A 15,239-nucleotide genomic window follows, 5' to 3' on the forward strand; every position below is an offset into this window, starting at 1 on the left:
GTTCCGACTGTTGCCACGCGGGCCTGTGGCGCGCAACCACCCTTGACCTCCCGGCCCCACTCGCGAAACTGCGCGCAAGCAGCGAAAGGAAGAGACCATGCGCACGAAACTGGCCGCCGGCAACTGGAAGATGAACGGCACCACCGCCAGCCTTGACGAACTCGACGCCATGGCAGAGGCCGCGAAGGGCGCAGCCGAGGTGCTGATCTGCCCGCCCGCGACGCTGATCTCGGCCGCCAGCGCCCGTGCGGACGGCGTGGCCATCGGAGGGCAGGACTGCCACGCCAAGCCCTCCGGCGCCCATACCGGCGACATCGCCGCGGACATGCTGAAGGACGCGGGCGCGACCTATGTCATCCTCGGCCACTCCGAGCGGCGCTCCGACCATGACGAGCACAACGATGCCGTGCGCGACAAATGCGATGCGGCCTGGGCCGCGGGTCTCACCGCCGTGGTCTGCGTCGGCGAAACGCTCGACCAGCGCGAATCCTCCAACACGCTCGACATCATCGGCGGCCAGCTTGCGGGCTCGATCCCCGATGCCGCCACCGGCCACAACCTCGTCGTCGCCTACGAGCCCGTCTGGGCCATCGGCACCGGCAAGGTGCCCACCACCGACCAGATCGGCGAGGTGCACGACTTCATCCGCGCCCGGCTGGAGCGCCGCTTCGGCGAGGGTGTGGGCCGCTCTGTCCGCATCCTTTATGGCGGGTCGGTGAAGGCCGCGAACGCGCAGGAGATCTTTGCCACCTCCAACGTCGACGGTGCGCTGGTCGGCGGGGCCTCGCTGAAGGCCTCCGACTTCGTTCCGATCATCGAGGCGCTGAACGCCAGCGCCGACTGAGCCGGGCCGCCGGTGCGGTCATCGCGGGCCGGGATGCCGTCCTGGCCTGCCCTGCGCGCGGGACAAAGCACGCCCTCTGCGGCAGATGAAAACACGATGTAGGGTGGGGTTTACGCCACCCTACGATTCCGTACGCGCCAGCGCCAGACATGCGCGCGCCCTTCGGGACAGGCCCCTGAGCACGCCCCGCCAAGGGTTGGGTATTCCGGAATACGCGGCAGGCGCCCGCGATGTTATCTGTTAACACACCGTTGATATCGATTTGCGACGGCGATTGCGGTGATTGTTCCGCACAGGCGATTCCCCCGGCTGCTCGGGGGTCGTTCAGGGCATCACCACGCCCATTCCAGAAAGGATATTTGAAATGTCTGTCCAGAAGTCTGCCAAGGTCCTCACCTCCGTCATCGCCGCCGCTGCCATGGCGCTTTCCCTCTCTGCCGCGACCCCGGCCGCCGCGCTGAACCAGAACGAGCGCAACGTCGTCGGCGGCGTTGTTCTCGGCGTGATCGGCACGCTCGCCATCCAGGGTGCCCGCAAGAACCACCAGCAGCGCACCTACACCACCCGGGTGTGCCACGACCCCTACCAGACCTACCGCAACGGCCAGCTGGTCACCGTCTGCCGCTGACCGAAGCGGACGGGTCCGTCGCCTGCTGTCCGGGCTGACCGGACCGGCCAAACCGCGATACGAAAAAGGGGGCGCACCGCGCCCCCTTCCCTTTGCCAGCTGTCGGACAGGGCGGCCTAGCGCCCCGCGCCGTCACTCCGTGGCCGCCGGGGCGCCGAAGCCCCGCGCCTCGCAGAAGGCCCGTTCCAGCGGCTCGGACGGCAGCGATGCCCCCTCGCAGCGGACCTGCGGCCCCATCACCCGATCCGGCACCCAGGTCGAGATCGACGGGATGTATGTCACCATGATCAGGAACACGAAGAGCACCGCGAGGAAGGGCAGCGCCGCCCGGACAACGCGCATCATCGGCATGCCCGCCACGCCGGAGGTCACGAAGAGGTTCAGACCCACCGGCGGCGTGATCATCCCGATCTCCATGTTCACCACCATGATGATGCCGAGGTGAATGGGGTCGATCCCCAGTTGCAGCGCGATGGGGAACACCAGCGGCGCGACGATCACCAGAAGGCCCGAGGGCTCCATGAACTGGCCGCCGATCAGCAGGATGACGTTCACGATCACCAGGAACATGATCGGCCCGAACCCGGCATCCAGCATGGCCGCAGCGATCTGCTGCGGGATCTGCTCGTCGGTCAGCACGTGCTTGAGGATCAGCGCGTTGGCGATGATGAACATCAGCGTAATGGTCAGCTTGCCCGCATCCAGCAGCGTGTGCTTCGTGTCGCGGTGGAAGAAGGCGGTCACCAGCGCGATGGGCTTTTCCCACAGCGCCTTGTGGTGACCGTCCGCCATGCGCAGCGGTCCCATGTCGCGGTAGACGAAGTTGGCGATCAGGAAGGAGTAGACCGCCGCCACCGCCGCAGCCTCGGTCGGGGTGAAGACACCGCCGTAGATGCCGCCGAGGATGATGACGATCAGGCCAAGACCCCAGATCGCATCGGCGCCCGCCTCGAAGACCTCGCCCCAGCCGCGCCATTCGCCCTTGGGCAGCTTGCGCACCACGGCGATGCCGAAGATCGTGACCATCAGCATGCCGCCCGCGATCAGGCCCGGGATGATACCCGCCAGGAACATCCGGCCCACCGACACGTCGGTCGCAGAGGCATAGACCACCATCACGATGGACGGCGGGATCAGGATGCCCAGCGTGCCCGCGTTGGCGATGACACCCGCCGCGAAGTCCTTGGAATAGCCGACCTGCCGCATGCCCGCGATCACGATGGAGCCGATGGCGACCACCGTTGCCGGCGACGACCCGGAGAGCGCCGCGAACATCATGCAGGCAAACACGCCCGCGATGGCAAGCCCGCCCGGCAGGTGCCCGACGATGGCGATGGAGAAGCGGATGATCCGCGCCGCCACCCCGCCGGTCGACATGAAGGACGATGCGAGGATGAAGAACGGGATGGCCAGCAGCGTGTAGTGCCCCGCCATCGCCTGGTAGAAGCTCTGCGCGACCGAGGACAGCGAGGTCTCCGACAGCACCAGCAGGAAGACGATCGACGAAAAGCCCAGCGACACCGCGATCGGCACGCCGACCAGCATCAGGCCGATCACCATGAGAAACAGAAGTACGACGTCCATGGGATCAGTCCTTGTTCATGTGCGCGACGTCTTCGACCGCGTCTTCGGCTTCATGGCTGACGATCAGGCTGTCGGAGGTGCCCTTCCAGATCCGCACGGTCGCCTGGACGAAGCGGAACAGCAGCAGCGCGGCGCCGACCGGCAGGATCACGTAGGGAATGAACCGCGGGATCTTCTCGTAGGCCTCGCCCTCGTTGATCAGCGGCTCGATCCAGCGCAGCCAGCCGGGGATCGGGGTGTCGACCATCTCGTACCACGACCGGTAGGACGTGCGGGTCATCTCCTCGAACCCGGTGGGGAACCAGCGCCCGGTGGTCTGCGGCAGGTTGGCGAAGTTCGCCCAGTAATCCCACGCGCCCTTCAGCAGGAGGCAGGCATAGGCGATGCAGATCGCACCGGCGAACAGCGCCATGACGCGGCGCACGGCGGGCGACATGATGTTCGTCACCGCGTCGACCCCGAGGTTCGCGGTCGTCTTGACCGCATAGCTCACCCCGAAGAGCACCAGCCACGAAAACAGGATGGAGGTCATCTCCAGCCCCCAGATCAGGCCGGTGTTGAAGCCGTAGCGCAGCACGACGTTGGTGAAGGTGATGATGGTCATCAGCCCCAGGATCAGGGCGATGAAGCTCTCCTCCAGCTCGTTGACGAAACGTCCGAGCATGGAGTCCGAGACGGTATGATCGGACATGTCCCCCTCCGAGAAATCAGGCCCTGCCGCGGCTCCCGCTCATTGCGTGGTCCGGGACCCGGTCGAACGGGCCGCAGATGTCGGGAGAAGCCGCCCTGTGGGCGTGGTGGGGACATCGGCACCTTTTCGGCCGCGTTCCCCGGGTGCGGTTCCGGCGGCGGTTCCTGCCGCCGCCGGATTGTCTTGCCTGTCGTTCAGGCGCTTACATCGAGTTGTTGATCGCCTGCGCGGCGTCGATGTTTTCCTGGCCCACGTCGTCGGTGAACTGTTCCCAGACCGGCTTCATGGCGTCGACCCAGACCTGGCGCTGCTCTTCGGTCAGCTCGCGGATCTCGCCGCCGGCATCCAGAACCGCCTGGCGGGCCTCTGCGTCGACTTCACCCACGGCGGCGTTCCGCTCGGTGGTGACTTCGTTCAGGATGGTGGCCAGCTGCTCGCGGACCGCCGGGTCCAGACCTTCCCACCAATCGACGTTGGTCACGACCAGATAGTCGAGCACGCCGTGGTTGGTCTCGGTCGTGCCGTCCTGGACCTCAAAGAACTTCTGGCCGTAGATGTTGGACCAGGTGTTCTCCTGCCCGTCGACGACGCCGGTCTGCAGCGCGCCGTAGACTTCCGAGAAGGCCATCGGCTGCGGCGACGCGCCGAGCGCTTCCATGTTCGCCTTCAGCACTTCGGAGGGCTGCACGCGGAACTTCAGGCCCTTGGCGTCTTCCGGCGAGATCAGCGGCTTGTTGGCCGAGATCTGCGTCAGGCCGTTGTGCCAGAACTCGAGGCCCAGGAGGCCGCGGCGCACCATGGATTCCTTCATCGCCTGGCCGGTCTCGGAGGCCTGGAAGGCGTCGACCGCATCGATGTTCTTGAACATGAACGGCAGGTCGTAGATGCGGAACACCTTGGTGAACTGCTCGAACTTCGACAGCGACGGCGCGGCCAGCTGGACGTCGCCCTGCAGCATCGCCTCGAGCACCTGGTCGTCGTTGTAGAGGGTGGAGTTCGGGTAGACCTCCATGCAGGCGGTGCCGTTCATCTCTTCGTTGACACGCTCGGCCAGCAGGGTGGCGGCGATGCCTTTCGGATGGCGGTCGGTGTTGGTCACGTGGCTGAACTTGATGACCATTTCGCCCTCTTCGCAGGACGCCTGCGCCGAGGTTGCGCCGGTCACGGCAAGGGCGGCCGCCGCGGCGGTCATGAGAAGCTTTTTCATCGGTATCCTCCCAGATACGGCTTGGTTTCTCGCCCGGCGCCCTCTCCCCGGGCACCGAATGACGTTACATGACCCGCCCCCGAGAATCGGATCAAGCGTGTTGCACGACCACGCCCCGCAGGCCGAAAAACGCCCAAGCGGCAAAGACTTGCCGACATCCATGCATTCTCGGAATGGCCGCCCCGCGCGGCGCTTGTGCGGATTCCCGCACGCCCGTTAGCGCGGCTTGTGCGGAAATCCGCACAAGCGCCGCCCCCGATTCGCGCCCGCACCCCCGCGATTCGAACCGCACCCGGAAACCTCGGTCCCCCAAACGCCACGCAAGGGACGGCGAACGCCCCCACCCTTCATCTTGGCAAAAATACCTGAAAGCCACCCAAGGCCCGTCACCCCTCCCGCCGGAAGGCCTCCGGCTTCAGCCCGTATTTCGCCAGCTTGTCGTACATCGTCTTGCGCGGCAGTTTCAGCGCCTTCGCGGCCTCCGCCGCCACGCCGTTGTGCCGCCCGAGGGCCGCCACCAGAAGCGACCGCTCGACCTGCGCCATCTGCTCCGCGAGCCCCATCTCGCTGGTCTTCGACAGCTCCTCCGGCATCCCCAGCACGAACCGCATGGCCGCCGACATCAGCGACCGCGCGTTGCCCGGCCAGTCCTGCGCCATCAGTCCCGCTTCGTGCTCTGGCGTGATCTCGGGCGGCTGGATGCCCGCCTGCTCGGCGGCCTGCGCCACGTAATGCCGGAACAGCACCGGTATGTCCTCGGGGCGCTCTGCCAGCGACGGTATCCGCACCTGCGCCACGTCCAGCCGGTAATACAGGTCGGCTGACAGCCGACCCTCCGCCACCATATGCTTCAGGTCCTGCGTGGTGCCCGCGATCAGCCGCGCCCCGCCCCGCTCCAGCGCATCGGTCAGCGCAAGCTGGGTGTCCTCGGGCAGCACGCCGATCTCGTCGAGGAACAGCGCGCCGCCCTGCGCCGCCTCCCAGGCCGCCTCGAACCCGGCGCGGTCGAGCCCCGCGGCCGCGCGCTTCACGAACGGCCCCTTCGACTGGACGGAGCTCAGGTGCACCACCTCCGCCACCTTCGAGATGCCCGACCCCGGCGCCCCGCGCACCAGCGCCTCCGTCCCGGCGCGCGCCGCGGTGCGCACCTGCTCCCGCAGCCGCGTCACGGGTTCCGACAGGCCAAAGATCATCCGCGCCGCAGGATCCCCCGCCTCGAGCTGCGCCTTCATCCGCCGGTTGTCGAGCACCATCTCCCGCGTCTTCAGCGCCCGTCGCACCAGTCCCGCCAGTTCCGCCGGGCTGCAGGGCTTCTCGAGGAACCCGAAGGCGCCCTGCGACATCGCCCTGACCGCCATGGGAATGTCGCCCTCGCCGGTCAGCAGGATCACCGGCAGCTCCGGATCGCGGCCCTGCGCGTAATCCAGCAGGTGGAACCCGTCGCGCCCCGGCATCCGGATGTCCGACACGACCACGCCCGCAAAGGACGGCCCGATCAGGTCCTTGGCCTCCACGAAGGACCCTGCCGTCACCGGCTCGAAATCGTTCAGCTCCAGCGTCTGCCCCAGCGCCTCGCGCACGGCCAGATCGTCGTCGACCAGAAGCACCTTGCAGATCATGCCGTCCCCCGTCTCATCGCCCGGCCCAAGGCCTGTGCCCGCTCTCGCGGGACGGCGGGCGGGGCGACATGCGCCGCAGGCGCAGGAGCGCCGGCCCCCGTCACGCCGCCGCCTCCGCCTGCCAGCGGTCCAGTTCCACCTCGAACTCCGCTCCGCCCCCGGCGATGTTCCGGCCGCGGATGTTGCCGCCGAAACTCTGCACCAGCCCGTAGGAAATCGACAGGCCAAGCCCCATGCCGCCGCCCACCTCCTTGGTGGAGTAGAACGGCTCGAACACCTTCTCCGGATCGGCGATGCCCGGCCCGGTGTCGCGCACCCGGACCACCAGCCGCTCGCCCGCCTCCACCCGGATCGCGATCCGCTTCACCGCCTGCCCGGCCATGGCGTCGGCGGCGTTGTTGATCAGGTTGACGAAGACCTGCCCCAGCCGCACCTCGCCGCCGATGGCATAAAGCGCCCCGCCCGGACGGTCCCAGGCCACCTCGACGCCCTCCGCTTCCAGCCGTGTCTCGGTCAGTTCCACCGCCTCGTCGATCACCGCGCAGAGGTCGACACGGCCCATCGGTTCGCTCTCGTTGCGGGCAAAGGCGCGCAGGTTGCGGATGATCCGCGCCGCCCGCCCCGCCAGCGCGGCGATCCGCGACAGGTTCTCCGCCGCCCGCTCCGGTTGCCCCTTGTCGAGGAACGCGCCGCCATTCTCCGCAAACTGCCGGATCGCCATCAGCGGCTGGTTCAGCTCGTGGCTGATCCCCGCCGACATCTGCCCCAGCGCCGACAGCTTGCCCGCCTGCACGAGGTCCGCCTGCGCCCGGCGCAAAGCCGCCTCCGCCTCCTGCCGCTCGCGCACCTCGTGACGCAGCGCGGTGTTGGCCTCCTCCAGCTCCAGCGTGCGCGCCCGCACCCGAACCTCCAGCGCGGTGTTCGCTTCCGTCAGCACGCGCCGCCGCTCCGCCAGCAGGAACAGCACCGCCCCGAAGCCAAGGCAGAGGATCGCCACCACCGCCACCTGCAAGGCCGCAAGCCTGCGCGCCGGGCCCACGTCGACCAGCGCCTCGCCCGTCAACCCCACCACCGGCAAGGGCTGGACCAGGTGCAGCCCGCGTTCCGGCACGTAGGGCGACAGCGCCTGCCGCCAGATCTCGTACCCGCCGACAAAGCGCCGCGTGACCTCCGCCACGCCGCCGTCCGGACGGATCACCGCCTCCGGCGCCAGTTGCCAGAACAAGAGCTCCGAACGGTTGGTCACCAGGATGTCGCCGGCACTGTCGGTAAAGAACACGGAAGGGCGCGATCCCCGCCATTCGCCCTCGATCCCTTCGAGGTCGACCACCATGACCAGCACACCCTGCACCCGTCCGTCCGCCCCGAACGACGGCGCCGCATGCACGAAAAGCCGCTGCGATTCGTCCCGCGCCACCCGCGCGCCCGCCCCCAGCGCCCCGTCCAGCGCGCGGCGGAACCAGTCCGCCCGGGCGAAATCGCGGGGCACATCGCCCTGCGTCGCGGCCAGCACCCGCCCCTCCGCGTCGGCGTAGAAGGCCAGCGCCGCGCCCGTCCGGTCGGCGCTGCGCTGCAGGAAGACCATGGCCCGCCGCGCCGCCGCGCCGCCACTGACGCCTTCGTCGTGCAGGGCCTCCAGCACCGGGTGATCGGCCAGCAGCACCGCCGCCGCCCTGTACCGCAAGAGCCCCGTAACCAGCCGGTCCGCCGCCAGCGCAAGGTCAGCCTCGCCGCGCGCACGCACCTGTTCCAGCGCCTGCCCGTAGGCATAGGACCACACGCCGTAGGACAGCCCGGCCACCCCCGCAAGGAAGGCCAGAACCGTCCAGATCCGGTGATGCCGCCTCGTCATCCGTTCCCCTTCAGCCGCCCCTTGCCAAGCGCGCCGCGCCGGACGATTGTCCGCGCATGCTGCGCCTCTCACAATCCCCCACCGACCCCGACTTCGTCCAGAACCCCTACCCGTTCTACGACCGCCTGCGCAACGGCGGCGACCTTGCATGGTGGGAGGACTACGGCATGCCCTGCGCCGTCTCGCACCGCGCGGTGCAGGCGCTGCTGAAGGACCGCCGCTTCGGACGCGAGGTCCCCGCCGATCTCGCGCCGCCGATCCCCGAACACCTCGCCCCCTTCTACGCGATCGAGACGCACTCCATGCTGGAGCTCGAGCCGCCCCGCCACACGCGCCTGCGCGGGCTGGTGCTGCGCGCCTTCACCTCCGGCCGGATCGCGGCGATGCGCGACGACATAACCGCGCTCACCCACGAACTGATCGACGCCCTGCCCGCAGGTGGCGCCGACCTCCTGCCGTCCTTCTGCCAGCCCCTGCCGGTGATCGTCATCTGCCGCCTTCTGGGCGTGCCCGAATCGCATGCGCCGCAGCTTCTCGACTGGTCGAACGCCATGGTCGCCATGTACCAGGCCCGCCGCGACCGCGCGGTGGAGGACGCCGCCGCCCGCGCCGCCTCCGACTTCCAGGCTTTCCTCGCCGACCTCGTGGCCCACCGCCGCAGGCACCCCGAGGACGACCTGCTGACACGGCTGGTGGAGGCGGAGGCCGAAGGCAGCCGCCTCTCGACCGGGGAACTGACCGCCACGGTGATCCTGCTCCTGAACGCGGGCCACGAGGCGACGGTCCACAGCCTCGGCAACGGCATCAAGGCCCTCCTCGAACTGAACGTCCAGATCGCGCCGGAGACCGCCGACCGCACTGTCGAGGAAATCCTCCGCTTCGACCCGCCGCTGCACATGTTCACCCGCATGGCCTACGAAGAGGTCGAGGTCTTCGGCCATACCTTCCGGCGCGGCGACAGCGTGGCGCTGCTGCTCGCGGCGGCGAACCGCGACCCGGCGACGTGGCCCGACCCTGCGACCTTCGACCCCGCACGCCCGCCTGCAACCCACACCGGCTTCGGCGGCGGGCTGCACTTCTGCGTCGGCGCCCCTCTCGCCCGGCTGGAAATGTCGATCGCCCTGCCGATCCTCATGCAGCGCCTGCCCGGCCTCCGCCTCGCGGAACCGCCTCGCTACGCCAACCTCTACCATTTCCACGGGCTGGAGGCGCTCCGCGCCGCCTGGTAGCCCCCCGCCACCGCCCACGACACGCCGGGCCATGGGACGGACCCCATGTTTCTCCGCTTTGAAAATACTCCGCCGAAGGCACCCGCGCGCGGAGCGCGCAAGAACCGCCAAGCGCGCGGAGCGCGCAAGCACTGCCAAACGCGCGCAGCGCGCAAGCACTTCCAAGCGCGCGCAGCGCGCTGAACCTGCGTGCGCAGCACACAATCGGATCACGCCTACAGGGGCAGCGCCACCGTCGCCTTGATCTCCTCCATCGACAAAAGCGCCGTGACGTTGTGCACCTTCACTTCCGAGATCAACGCTTGGTAGAAGGCGTCATAGGCCCGCGCGTTCTTCACCCTCACCTTCAGGATGTAGTCGATGTCGCCCGCCAGGCGGTGCGCCTCCTGCACCTCCGGGCGCTCCTGCAGGGCCTTGAGGAACCGCCGCTGCCACTCCGCCTCGTGCTCCGACGTGCGGATCAGCACGAAGAAACACGCCTCGAACCCCAGCGCATCGGCATCCAGCAGCACGGTCTGCGCACCGATCACCCCGGCCTCCTTCATCTTGCGAATCCGGTTCCAGACCGGGGTCTTCGAGGACCCCACCGCCTTGGCAATCTCGTCCAGCGACTGGCTTGCGTCACGCTGCAACTGCACAAGGATTTTCCGGTCTGTATCGTCGATCTTCATCGTTTTCCCTTTTTGCCGCGAAATCCGAAACACGGCTCCTTTCAGTTTCAGAAGGTAGAACAAACTTCCTTATTCAGACAAGGTCATAGCCCCGCCGCAGGATAATTTCCTATATTGAGACGGAGTCAAAAGAGGTCCGTCATGCGTCACTTCCCGATCTTCCTCGCGCTGCGCGACACGCGCGTCGTCCTCTCCGGCGGCGGCGACGCCGCACTTGCCAAGCTGCGCCTGCTGATGAAGACCGAGGCCGCGCTGCATGTCTTCTCCTCCCTCCCCGCGCCCGAGATCGAGGGCTGGGCCGCCGAAGGCCGCCTCACCCTGCACCGCCGCCCGCTCAGCGACGGCGACCTCGACGGTGCCGCCCTCGCCTATGCCGCCGACGAAGACGCCGAAACCGACGCCCGCACCGCAACCCTCGCGCGCGCCGCTGGCGTCCTTGTTAACATCGTCGACAACCTTGACGATAGCGCTTTCATCACCCCCGCGATCGTCGACCGCGACCCCGTGACCGTCGCCATCGGGACCGAAGGCACCGCCCCCGTGCTCGCCCGCGCCATCAAGGCCCATCTGGAGGAACACCTCCCCACCGCCACCGGCCCGCTCGCGCGCATCGCCAGCGGTTTCCGCAAGATGGCAGAGGCGCTCCCCCACGGCCGCGCGCGCCGCGACTTCTGGCGCGACTGGTTCTTCGCCGCGGGCCCCCGCGCCTACGCGCAGGGCGAGGACGCAACCCAGGAGGCCCTGAACGACCTCCTCGACGCGCATCTCGACCGTCCGGCCCGCGCGGGCTTCGTCTCCTTCGTGGGCTCCGGTCCCGGCGACCCGGACCTCCTGACGCTGAAGGCGCGCCGCCTGCTCGACGAGGCCGACGTGGTGCTCTATGACCGGCTCGCCCCGCAGCCGATCCTCGAACTCGCCCGCCGCGAGGCCACGATGATCGAGGTCGGCAAGACCGGCTTCGGCCCCTCGACCCCGCAGGAAACGATCAACGCCCTGCTCGTGGAACACGCCGCGACCGGCGCGCAGATCGTGCGGCTGAAGGGCGGCGATCCGACCCTCTTCGCCCGCCTCGACGAGGAAATCGACACGCTGGCCGCGCATGGGATCGGCTACGAGATCGTGCCGGGCATCACCGCCGCCTCCGCCGCCGTCGCCGCCATCGGCCAGAGCCTGACAAAGCGAGGCCGCAACGCCTCCGTCCGGCTGATGACCGCGCATGACACCGAAGGTTTCGCCGACCACGACTGGCGCACGCTGGCCGCCCCCGACCAGGTCGCCGCGATCTACATGGGCAAGCGCGCCGCCCGCTTCCTGCAGGGCCGCCTGCTGATGCACGGCGCCGCCGCCGACACGCCGGTGACCGTGGTCGTCAATGCCTCGCGCGGGGACCAGGCGGTGATCGCCTCGGCCCTCGCCACGCTCTCCGCCGATCTGGACGACTGTCCCGACGGCCCCGCCCTGATCCTCTACGGGCTCGCCCCGCGCGACGCCCTGCCCACCCTTCAGTCTTCCGGCCTGACGGCCGTCCCATCCCGCCAGCAGGAGGTCTCCTGATGCCCCGCGAATTCACCCCCAAGGTCGTCACCGCCAATGCGCTGCTCTCGGGCGAGGTGGTCTACCTCACCGCCAACGACGACTGGTCGCCGCGCCTGTCCGAGGCGGAGGTCCTGACCGACGAGGCGCACGCCCAGCTCCGGCTGGTGGAGGCGTCCGTCCGCCAGTCCGAGATCGTCGGCGTCTACCTCGCCGACGTGGTCGAGGGCGAAGACGGCCCTGAGCCCACCCACTTCCGCGAGGAGTTCCGCCGCACCGGACCCTCCAACTACGCGCACGGCAAGCAGGCCGACCTCTGACGCCGATTTCTACAAGGGCCCGGTTTTCCACGGAAATCCGCAGCCCCGAAAGGACGACACGATGTACAGCTATTCCGATTTCGACCACGCCTTCGTCACCGAGCGCAACCGCCAGTTCCGCCAGCAGGTCGAGCGCCGCATCGACGGCTCGCTGACCGAGGACGAGTTCAAGCCGTTCCGCCTGATGAACGGCCTCTACCTGCAACTGCACGCCTACATGCTGCGGGTGGCGATCCCCTACGGCACGCTCTCCAGCCGGCAGATGGACCGGCTCGCCGACCTGGCCGAGCAGTACGACAAGGGCTACGGCCACTTCACCACGCGGCAGAACATCCAGTACAACTGGCCGGAGCTGCGCGACATTCCCGACATGCTCGACGCGCTGGCCGAGGTGCAGATGCACGCCATCCAGACCTCGGGCAACACCATCCGCAACGTGACCGCGGACCACTTCGCCGGCGCCGCCGCCGACGAGGTGATGGACCCGCGCCCGGTGGCCGAGCTGATCCGCCAGTGGTCCACCGACCACCCGGAATTCCAGGCCATGCCGCGCAAGTTCAAGATCGCCGTGACCGGCAGCGCGAACGACCGCGCCGTAATCAAGGCGCACGATATCGGGCTTCGGCTGCACGAAAAGGACGGTGTCGCGGGCGCCGAGGTCGTGGTGGGCGGCGGCATGGGCCGCACCCCGATGATCGGCAAGACCATCGCGGAACACGTGCCCATGGCCGATCTTCTGCCCTATCTGGAGGCCATTGTCTCCGTCTGGAACCTGCTGGGCCGCCGCGACAACAAGTACAAGTCGCGCATCAAGATCACCGTGCACGAACACGGCATCGACGACATCCGCGCCCGGGTGGAGGAGGTCTACGCTCTCATCCGCCCGACCTTCACCGGCGTCGACCAGGCCCTTTTCGAGACGATAAAGGCCCAGTTTGCCGCGCCTTCGTTCGCGAAACGCCCGGTTTCGGCCTTCGACGACCACTACGCGAAGGACCCGGTCTTCCGCGCCTGGGCCGACACCAACCTGCACCCGCACCGCGCCGAAGGCTATGCCATCGCGCAGATCAGCCTGAAGGCGCATGGCGAGACCCCCGGCGACGCCACGGCGGAACAGATGCGCGTCATGGCCGACATCGCCCGCGACTTCGGCCATGACGAGCTGCGCATCTCGCACGAGCAGAACGTCGTCCTGCCGCATGTCCACAAGGCCGACCTGCCCGCGATCCACGCGCGGCTGAAGGCGCACGGCCTCGCCACGGCGAACATCGGGCTGGTCTCCGACATCATCGCCTGCCCCGGCATGGACTACTGCGCGCTGGCCACCGCCCGCTCGATCCCCATCGCCCAGCAGATCGCGACCCGCTTCGACGAGCTGAAGCTGGAGCACGAGATCGGCGAGCTGAAGATCAAGATCTCCGGCTGCATCAACGCCTGCGGTCACCACCACGTAGGTCACATCGGCATTCTCGGGCTGGACCGCGCCGGAGTGGAGAACTATCAGATCACCCTCGGCGGCGATCACACGGAGACCCTGGCGCTCGGCGAACGCACCGGCCCCGGCTTCTCCGCCGAAGAGATCGTCCCGGCCATCGAACGCCTTGTCGGCGCCTATCTCGAACACCGCGAGGACAGGGACGAAACCTTCCTCGCCGCCTACCGCCGCCTCGGCATGGCGCCGTTCAAGACGGCGCTCTACGGCGAACAGACAGCGAAACGGTCGAAAGCCGCATGAGACACATGCTTCTCCTTGGTGAAAATACCCCTGCCGGAGGCACGGGCACGGCCGCGCGCGACGACCTTGCGGAGAAACGCGCCCGCGTCGCCACGCTGAACGCGCGCTATCGCCACCACTCGGCGACCTCGGTGCTCGAAGGCGCGCTGCGGGACCCGGAGGCCGGGAAGATCGCCATGGTCTCCTCCTTCGGGGCCGAAAGCGTGGCGCTCCTGCACCTCGTGGCGATGGTCAACCGCAAGACGCCGGTGCTGTTCATCGACACCCGGCTCCTGTTCGCGGAAACGCTGGCCTACCAGCAGGAGGTGGCCGAGCGGCTGCACCTGCAGGACGTCCGCGTGCTGCGCACGGACGAGGCCGAGATCGCGAAACAGGACCCCTACACCGCGCTCAACCTCTCCGACCCGGACCGCTGCTGCGCCCTGCGCAAGACGCTGCCGCTGGAACAGGCGCTCGACGGCTTCGACGGCTGGATCACCGGGCGCAAGCGCTACCAGTCCTCGACCCGCGCCGCGCTCGACTTCTTCGAACTCGAGGAATCGACCGGCCGGATTAAGGTCAACCCGCTCGCCCACTGGAGCAGCGAGGACGTGCGCGCCTACATGGACGAGAACCGCCTGCCCCGGCATCCGCTGGTGGCGCAGGGCTACCCGTCCATCGGCTGCGCGCCCTGCACCTCCAAGGTCGCGCCCGGCGAGGACCCGCGCGCGGGCCGCTGGCGCGGTCAGAACAAGGACGAATGCGGCATCCACTTCGGCGCCGACGGCAAGGCCGTCAGGGCCGGATAGCGCAACAGCCCGTAGGGTGGGCTTCCAGGCCACCCTGCCTGCCGAGACACATGCGCCGCGACCTTCTTCCGCGCGCGCCCCGACAAAGGACCCGACTGATGACGATCATCGTGCGCGACGACGGCTTCCACGCCGACGACCAGACCGACTTCCTCGACCTCGCCTCCGACACCGATCCGGCGACGCTCGACCCGGCGACCACGCAGCCCATCCGCATCGCCTTCCCCTCCAGCGCCGACGGCCGGGGGTTCTCGCTCGCCCGGCTCCTGCGCCTCAAGGGCTACAACGGCAGGCTCCGCGCGCAGGGTCACGTGCTGGCCGACCAGTACGCCATGGCCCGCCGCTGCGGCTTCGACGAGGTGGAGATCGACGACACCCTCGCCGCCCGCCAGCCCGAGGACCAGTGGCTGTTCCGCGCCGACTGGACCGCGCACGACTACCAGTCGCGGCTGCGCGGCGCTTGAACCGCGCGCCGCGGACCGTCCCCCGACATCCGCCGTGTCGTCGCAGGCGGGGCAACATCGCCTTTCACCTGACC

General features: G+C 68.5%; 14 protein-coding genes. 8 read left to right on the forward strand and 6 right to left on the reverse strand.

Annotated features, from left to right (window positions below; all coding sequences use genetic code 11):
• The first annotated feature begins 97 nt into the window (after positions 1-97).
• Positions 98-844 (forward strand): triose-phosphate isomerase, encoded by a 747-nt coding sequence (tpiA, locus tag QNI11_RS11575; protein WP_283980237.1) that lies wholly within the window; start codon positions 98-100, stop codon positions 842-844.
• 364 nt (positions 845-1,208) lie between these two features.
• Positions 1,209-1,472, forward strand: coding sequence for a hypothetical protein (locus QNI11_RS11580; RefSeq protein ID WP_283980238.1), 264 nt, complete (start codon positions 1,209-1,211; stop codon positions 1,470-1,472).
• Between the two features lie 132 nt (positions 1,473-1,604).
• On the opposite strand, the gene QNI11_RS11585 is transcribed toward QNI11_RS11580, so the two are convergent.
• The 5 genes from QNI11_RS11585 to QNI11_RS11605 form a co-directional block, all read right to left on the reverse strand.
• Positions 1,605-3,056: a TRAP transporter large permease gene (locus tag QNI11_RS11585; protein ID WP_283980239.1), complete on the reverse strand. Its 1,452-nt coding sequence runs from the start codon at positions 3,054-3,056 to the stop codon at positions 1,605-1,607.
• Positions 3,057-3,060: 4 nt separating this feature from the next.
• A complete protein-coding gene (locus QNI11_RS11590; RefSeq protein ID WP_100930336.1) occupies positions 3,061-3,747 on the reverse strand; it encodes a TRAP transporter small permease in 687 nt (228 codons plus the stop codon).
• A gap of 202 nt (positions 3,748-3,949) precedes the next feature.
• A complete protein-coding gene (locus QNI11_RS11595) occupies positions 3,950-4,954 on the reverse strand; it encodes a DctP family TRAP transporter solute-binding subunit (RefSeq protein WP_100930335.1) in 1,005 nt (334 codons plus the stop codon).
• Positions 4,955-5,340: 386 nt separating this feature from the next.
• The gene (locus QNI11_RS11600; protein WP_283980240.1) at positions 5,341-6,573 is read right to left on the reverse strand and encodes a sigma-54 dependent transcriptional regulator; all 1,233 of its coding nucleotides are present in this window, start codon (positions 6,571-6,573) and stop codon (positions 5,341-5,343) included.
• 100 nt (positions 6,574-6,673) lie between these two features.
• Positions 6,674-8,425, reverse strand: coding sequence for an ATP-binding protein (locus QNI11_RS11605; protein ID WP_100930333.1), 1,752 nt, complete (start codon positions 8,423-8,425; stop codon positions 6,674-6,676).
• 56 nt (positions 8,426-8,481) lie between these two features.
• Here QNI11_RS11605 and QNI11_RS11610 point away from each other — a divergent pair, with 56 nt between their 5' ends.
• On the forward strand, positions 8,482-9,654 hold the full coding sequence (locus QNI11_RS11610; protein WP_283980241.1) for a cytochrome P450: 1,173 nt from the start codon (positions 8,482-8,484) through the stop codon (positions 9,652-9,654).
• A 215-nt stretch (positions 9,655-9,869) separates the two neighbouring features.
• Here QNI11_RS11610 and QNI11_RS11615 read toward each other — a convergent pair whose 3' ends face one another.
• Complete coding sequence (locus tag QNI11_RS11615; protein WP_100930331.1) at positions 9,870-10,325, reverse strand: Lrp/AsnC family transcriptional regulator; 456 nt, start codon at positions 10,323-10,325, stop codon at positions 9,870-9,872.
• Positions 10,326-10,466: 141 nt separating this feature from the next.
• On the opposite strand from QNI11_RS11615, the gene cysG reads away from it, so the two are divergent.
• From cysG to QNI11_RS11640, 5 genes are all read left to right on the forward strand, one after another.
• Positions 10,467-11,879: a siroheme synthase CysG gene (gene cysG / locus QNI11_RS11620; RefSeq protein WP_283980242.1), complete on the forward strand. Its 1,413-nt coding sequence runs from the start codon at positions 10,467-10,469 to the stop codon at positions 11,877-11,879.
• On the forward strand, positions 11,879-12,178 hold the full coding sequence (locus QNI11_RS11625) for a DUF2849 domain-containing protein (protein WP_283980243.1): 300 nt from the start codon (positions 11,879-11,881) through the stop codon (positions 12,176-12,178). The genes cysG and QNI11_RS11625 overlap by 1 nt, the downstream gene beginning before the upstream one ends.
• A 61-nt stretch (positions 12,179-12,239) precedes the next feature.
• Complete coding sequence (locus tag QNI11_RS11630) at positions 12,240-13,913, forward strand: nitrite/sulfite reductase (RefSeq protein WP_283980244.1); 1,674 nt, start codon at positions 12,240-12,242, stop codon at positions 13,911-13,913.
• A gap of 5 nt (positions 13,914-13,918) precedes the next feature.
• Positions 13,919-14,701 carry a phosphoadenylyl-sulfate reductase gene (locus QNI11_RS11635; protein WP_283983502.1) on the forward strand — a complete coding sequence of 261 codons (783 nt, stop codon included), beginning with the start codon at positions 13,919-13,921 and terminating at the stop codon, positions 14,699-14,701.
• 98 nt (positions 14,702-14,799) lie between these two features.
• Entirely contained in the window at positions 14,800-15,165 is a 366-nt protein-coding gene (locus tag QNI11_RS11640; RefSeq protein ID WP_283980245.1) for a DUF934 domain-containing protein, read from the forward strand.
• Positions 15,166-15,239 lie beyond the last annotated feature (74 nt).

Origin of the sequence: Sagittula sp. MA-2 (assembly GCF_030126985.1) — a bacterium.
Taxonomy (GTDB): Bacteria; Pseudomonadota; Alphaproteobacteria; order Rhodobacterales; family Rhodobacteraceae; genus Sagittula.

Excerpts from the sequence above, each read along its gene's own strand:
- tpiA (WP_283980237.1), top strand. The coding sequence starts at position 98 with ATGCGCACGAAACTGGCCGCCGGCAACTGGAAGATGAACGGCACCACC.
- QNI11_RS11580 (WP_283980238.1), top strand. The coding sequence starts at position 1,209 with ATGTCTGTCCAGAAGTCTGCCAAGGTCCTCACCTCCGTCATCGCCGCC.
- QNI11_RS11585 (WP_283980239.1), bottom strand. The coding sequence starts at position 3,056 with ATGGACGTCGTACTTCTGTTTCTCATGGTGATCGGCCTGATGCTGGTC.
- QNI11_RS11590 (WP_100930336.1), bottom strand. The coding sequence starts at position 3,747 with ATGTCCGATCATACCGTCTCGGACTCCATGCTCGGACGTTTCGTCAAC.
- QNI11_RS11595 (WP_100930335.1), bottom strand. The coding sequence starts at position 4,954 with ATGAAAAAGCTTCTCATGACCGCCGCGGCGGCCGCCCTTGCCGTGACC.
- QNI11_RS11600 (WP_283980240.1), bottom strand. The coding sequence starts at position 6,573 with ATGATCTGCAAGGTGCTTCTGGTCGACGACGATCTGGCCGTGCGCGAG.
- QNI11_RS11605 (WP_100930333.1), bottom strand. The coding sequence starts at position 8,425 with ATGACGAGGCGGCATCACCGGATCTGGACGGTTCTGGCCTTCCTTGCG.
- QNI11_RS11610 (WP_283980241.1), top strand. The coding sequence starts at position 8,482 with ATGCTGCGCCTCTCACAATCCCCCACCGACCCCGACTTCGTCCAGAAC.
- QNI11_RS11615 (WP_100930331.1), bottom strand. The coding sequence starts at position 10,325 with ATGAAGATCGACGATACAGACCGGAAAATCCTTGTGCAGTTGCAGCGT.
- cysG (WP_283980242.1), top strand. The coding sequence starts at position 10,467 with ATGCGTCACTTCCCGATCTTCCTCGCGCTGCGCGACACGCGCGTCGTC.
- QNI11_RS11625 (WP_283980243.1), top strand. The coding sequence starts at position 11,879 with ATGCCCCGCGAATTCACCCCCAAGGTCGTCACCGCCAATGCGCTGCTC.
- QNI11_RS11630 (WP_283980244.1), top strand. The coding sequence starts at position 12,240 with ATGTACAGCTATTCCGATTTCGACCACGCCTTCGTCACCGAGCGCAAC.
- QNI11_RS11635 (WP_283983502.1), top strand. The coding sequence starts at position 13,919 with ATGCTTCTCCTTGGTGAAAATACCCCTGCCGGAGGCACGGGCACGGCC.
- QNI11_RS11640 (WP_283980245.1), top strand. The coding sequence starts at position 14,800 with ATGACGATCATCGTGCGCGACGACGGCTTCCACGCCGACGACCAGACC.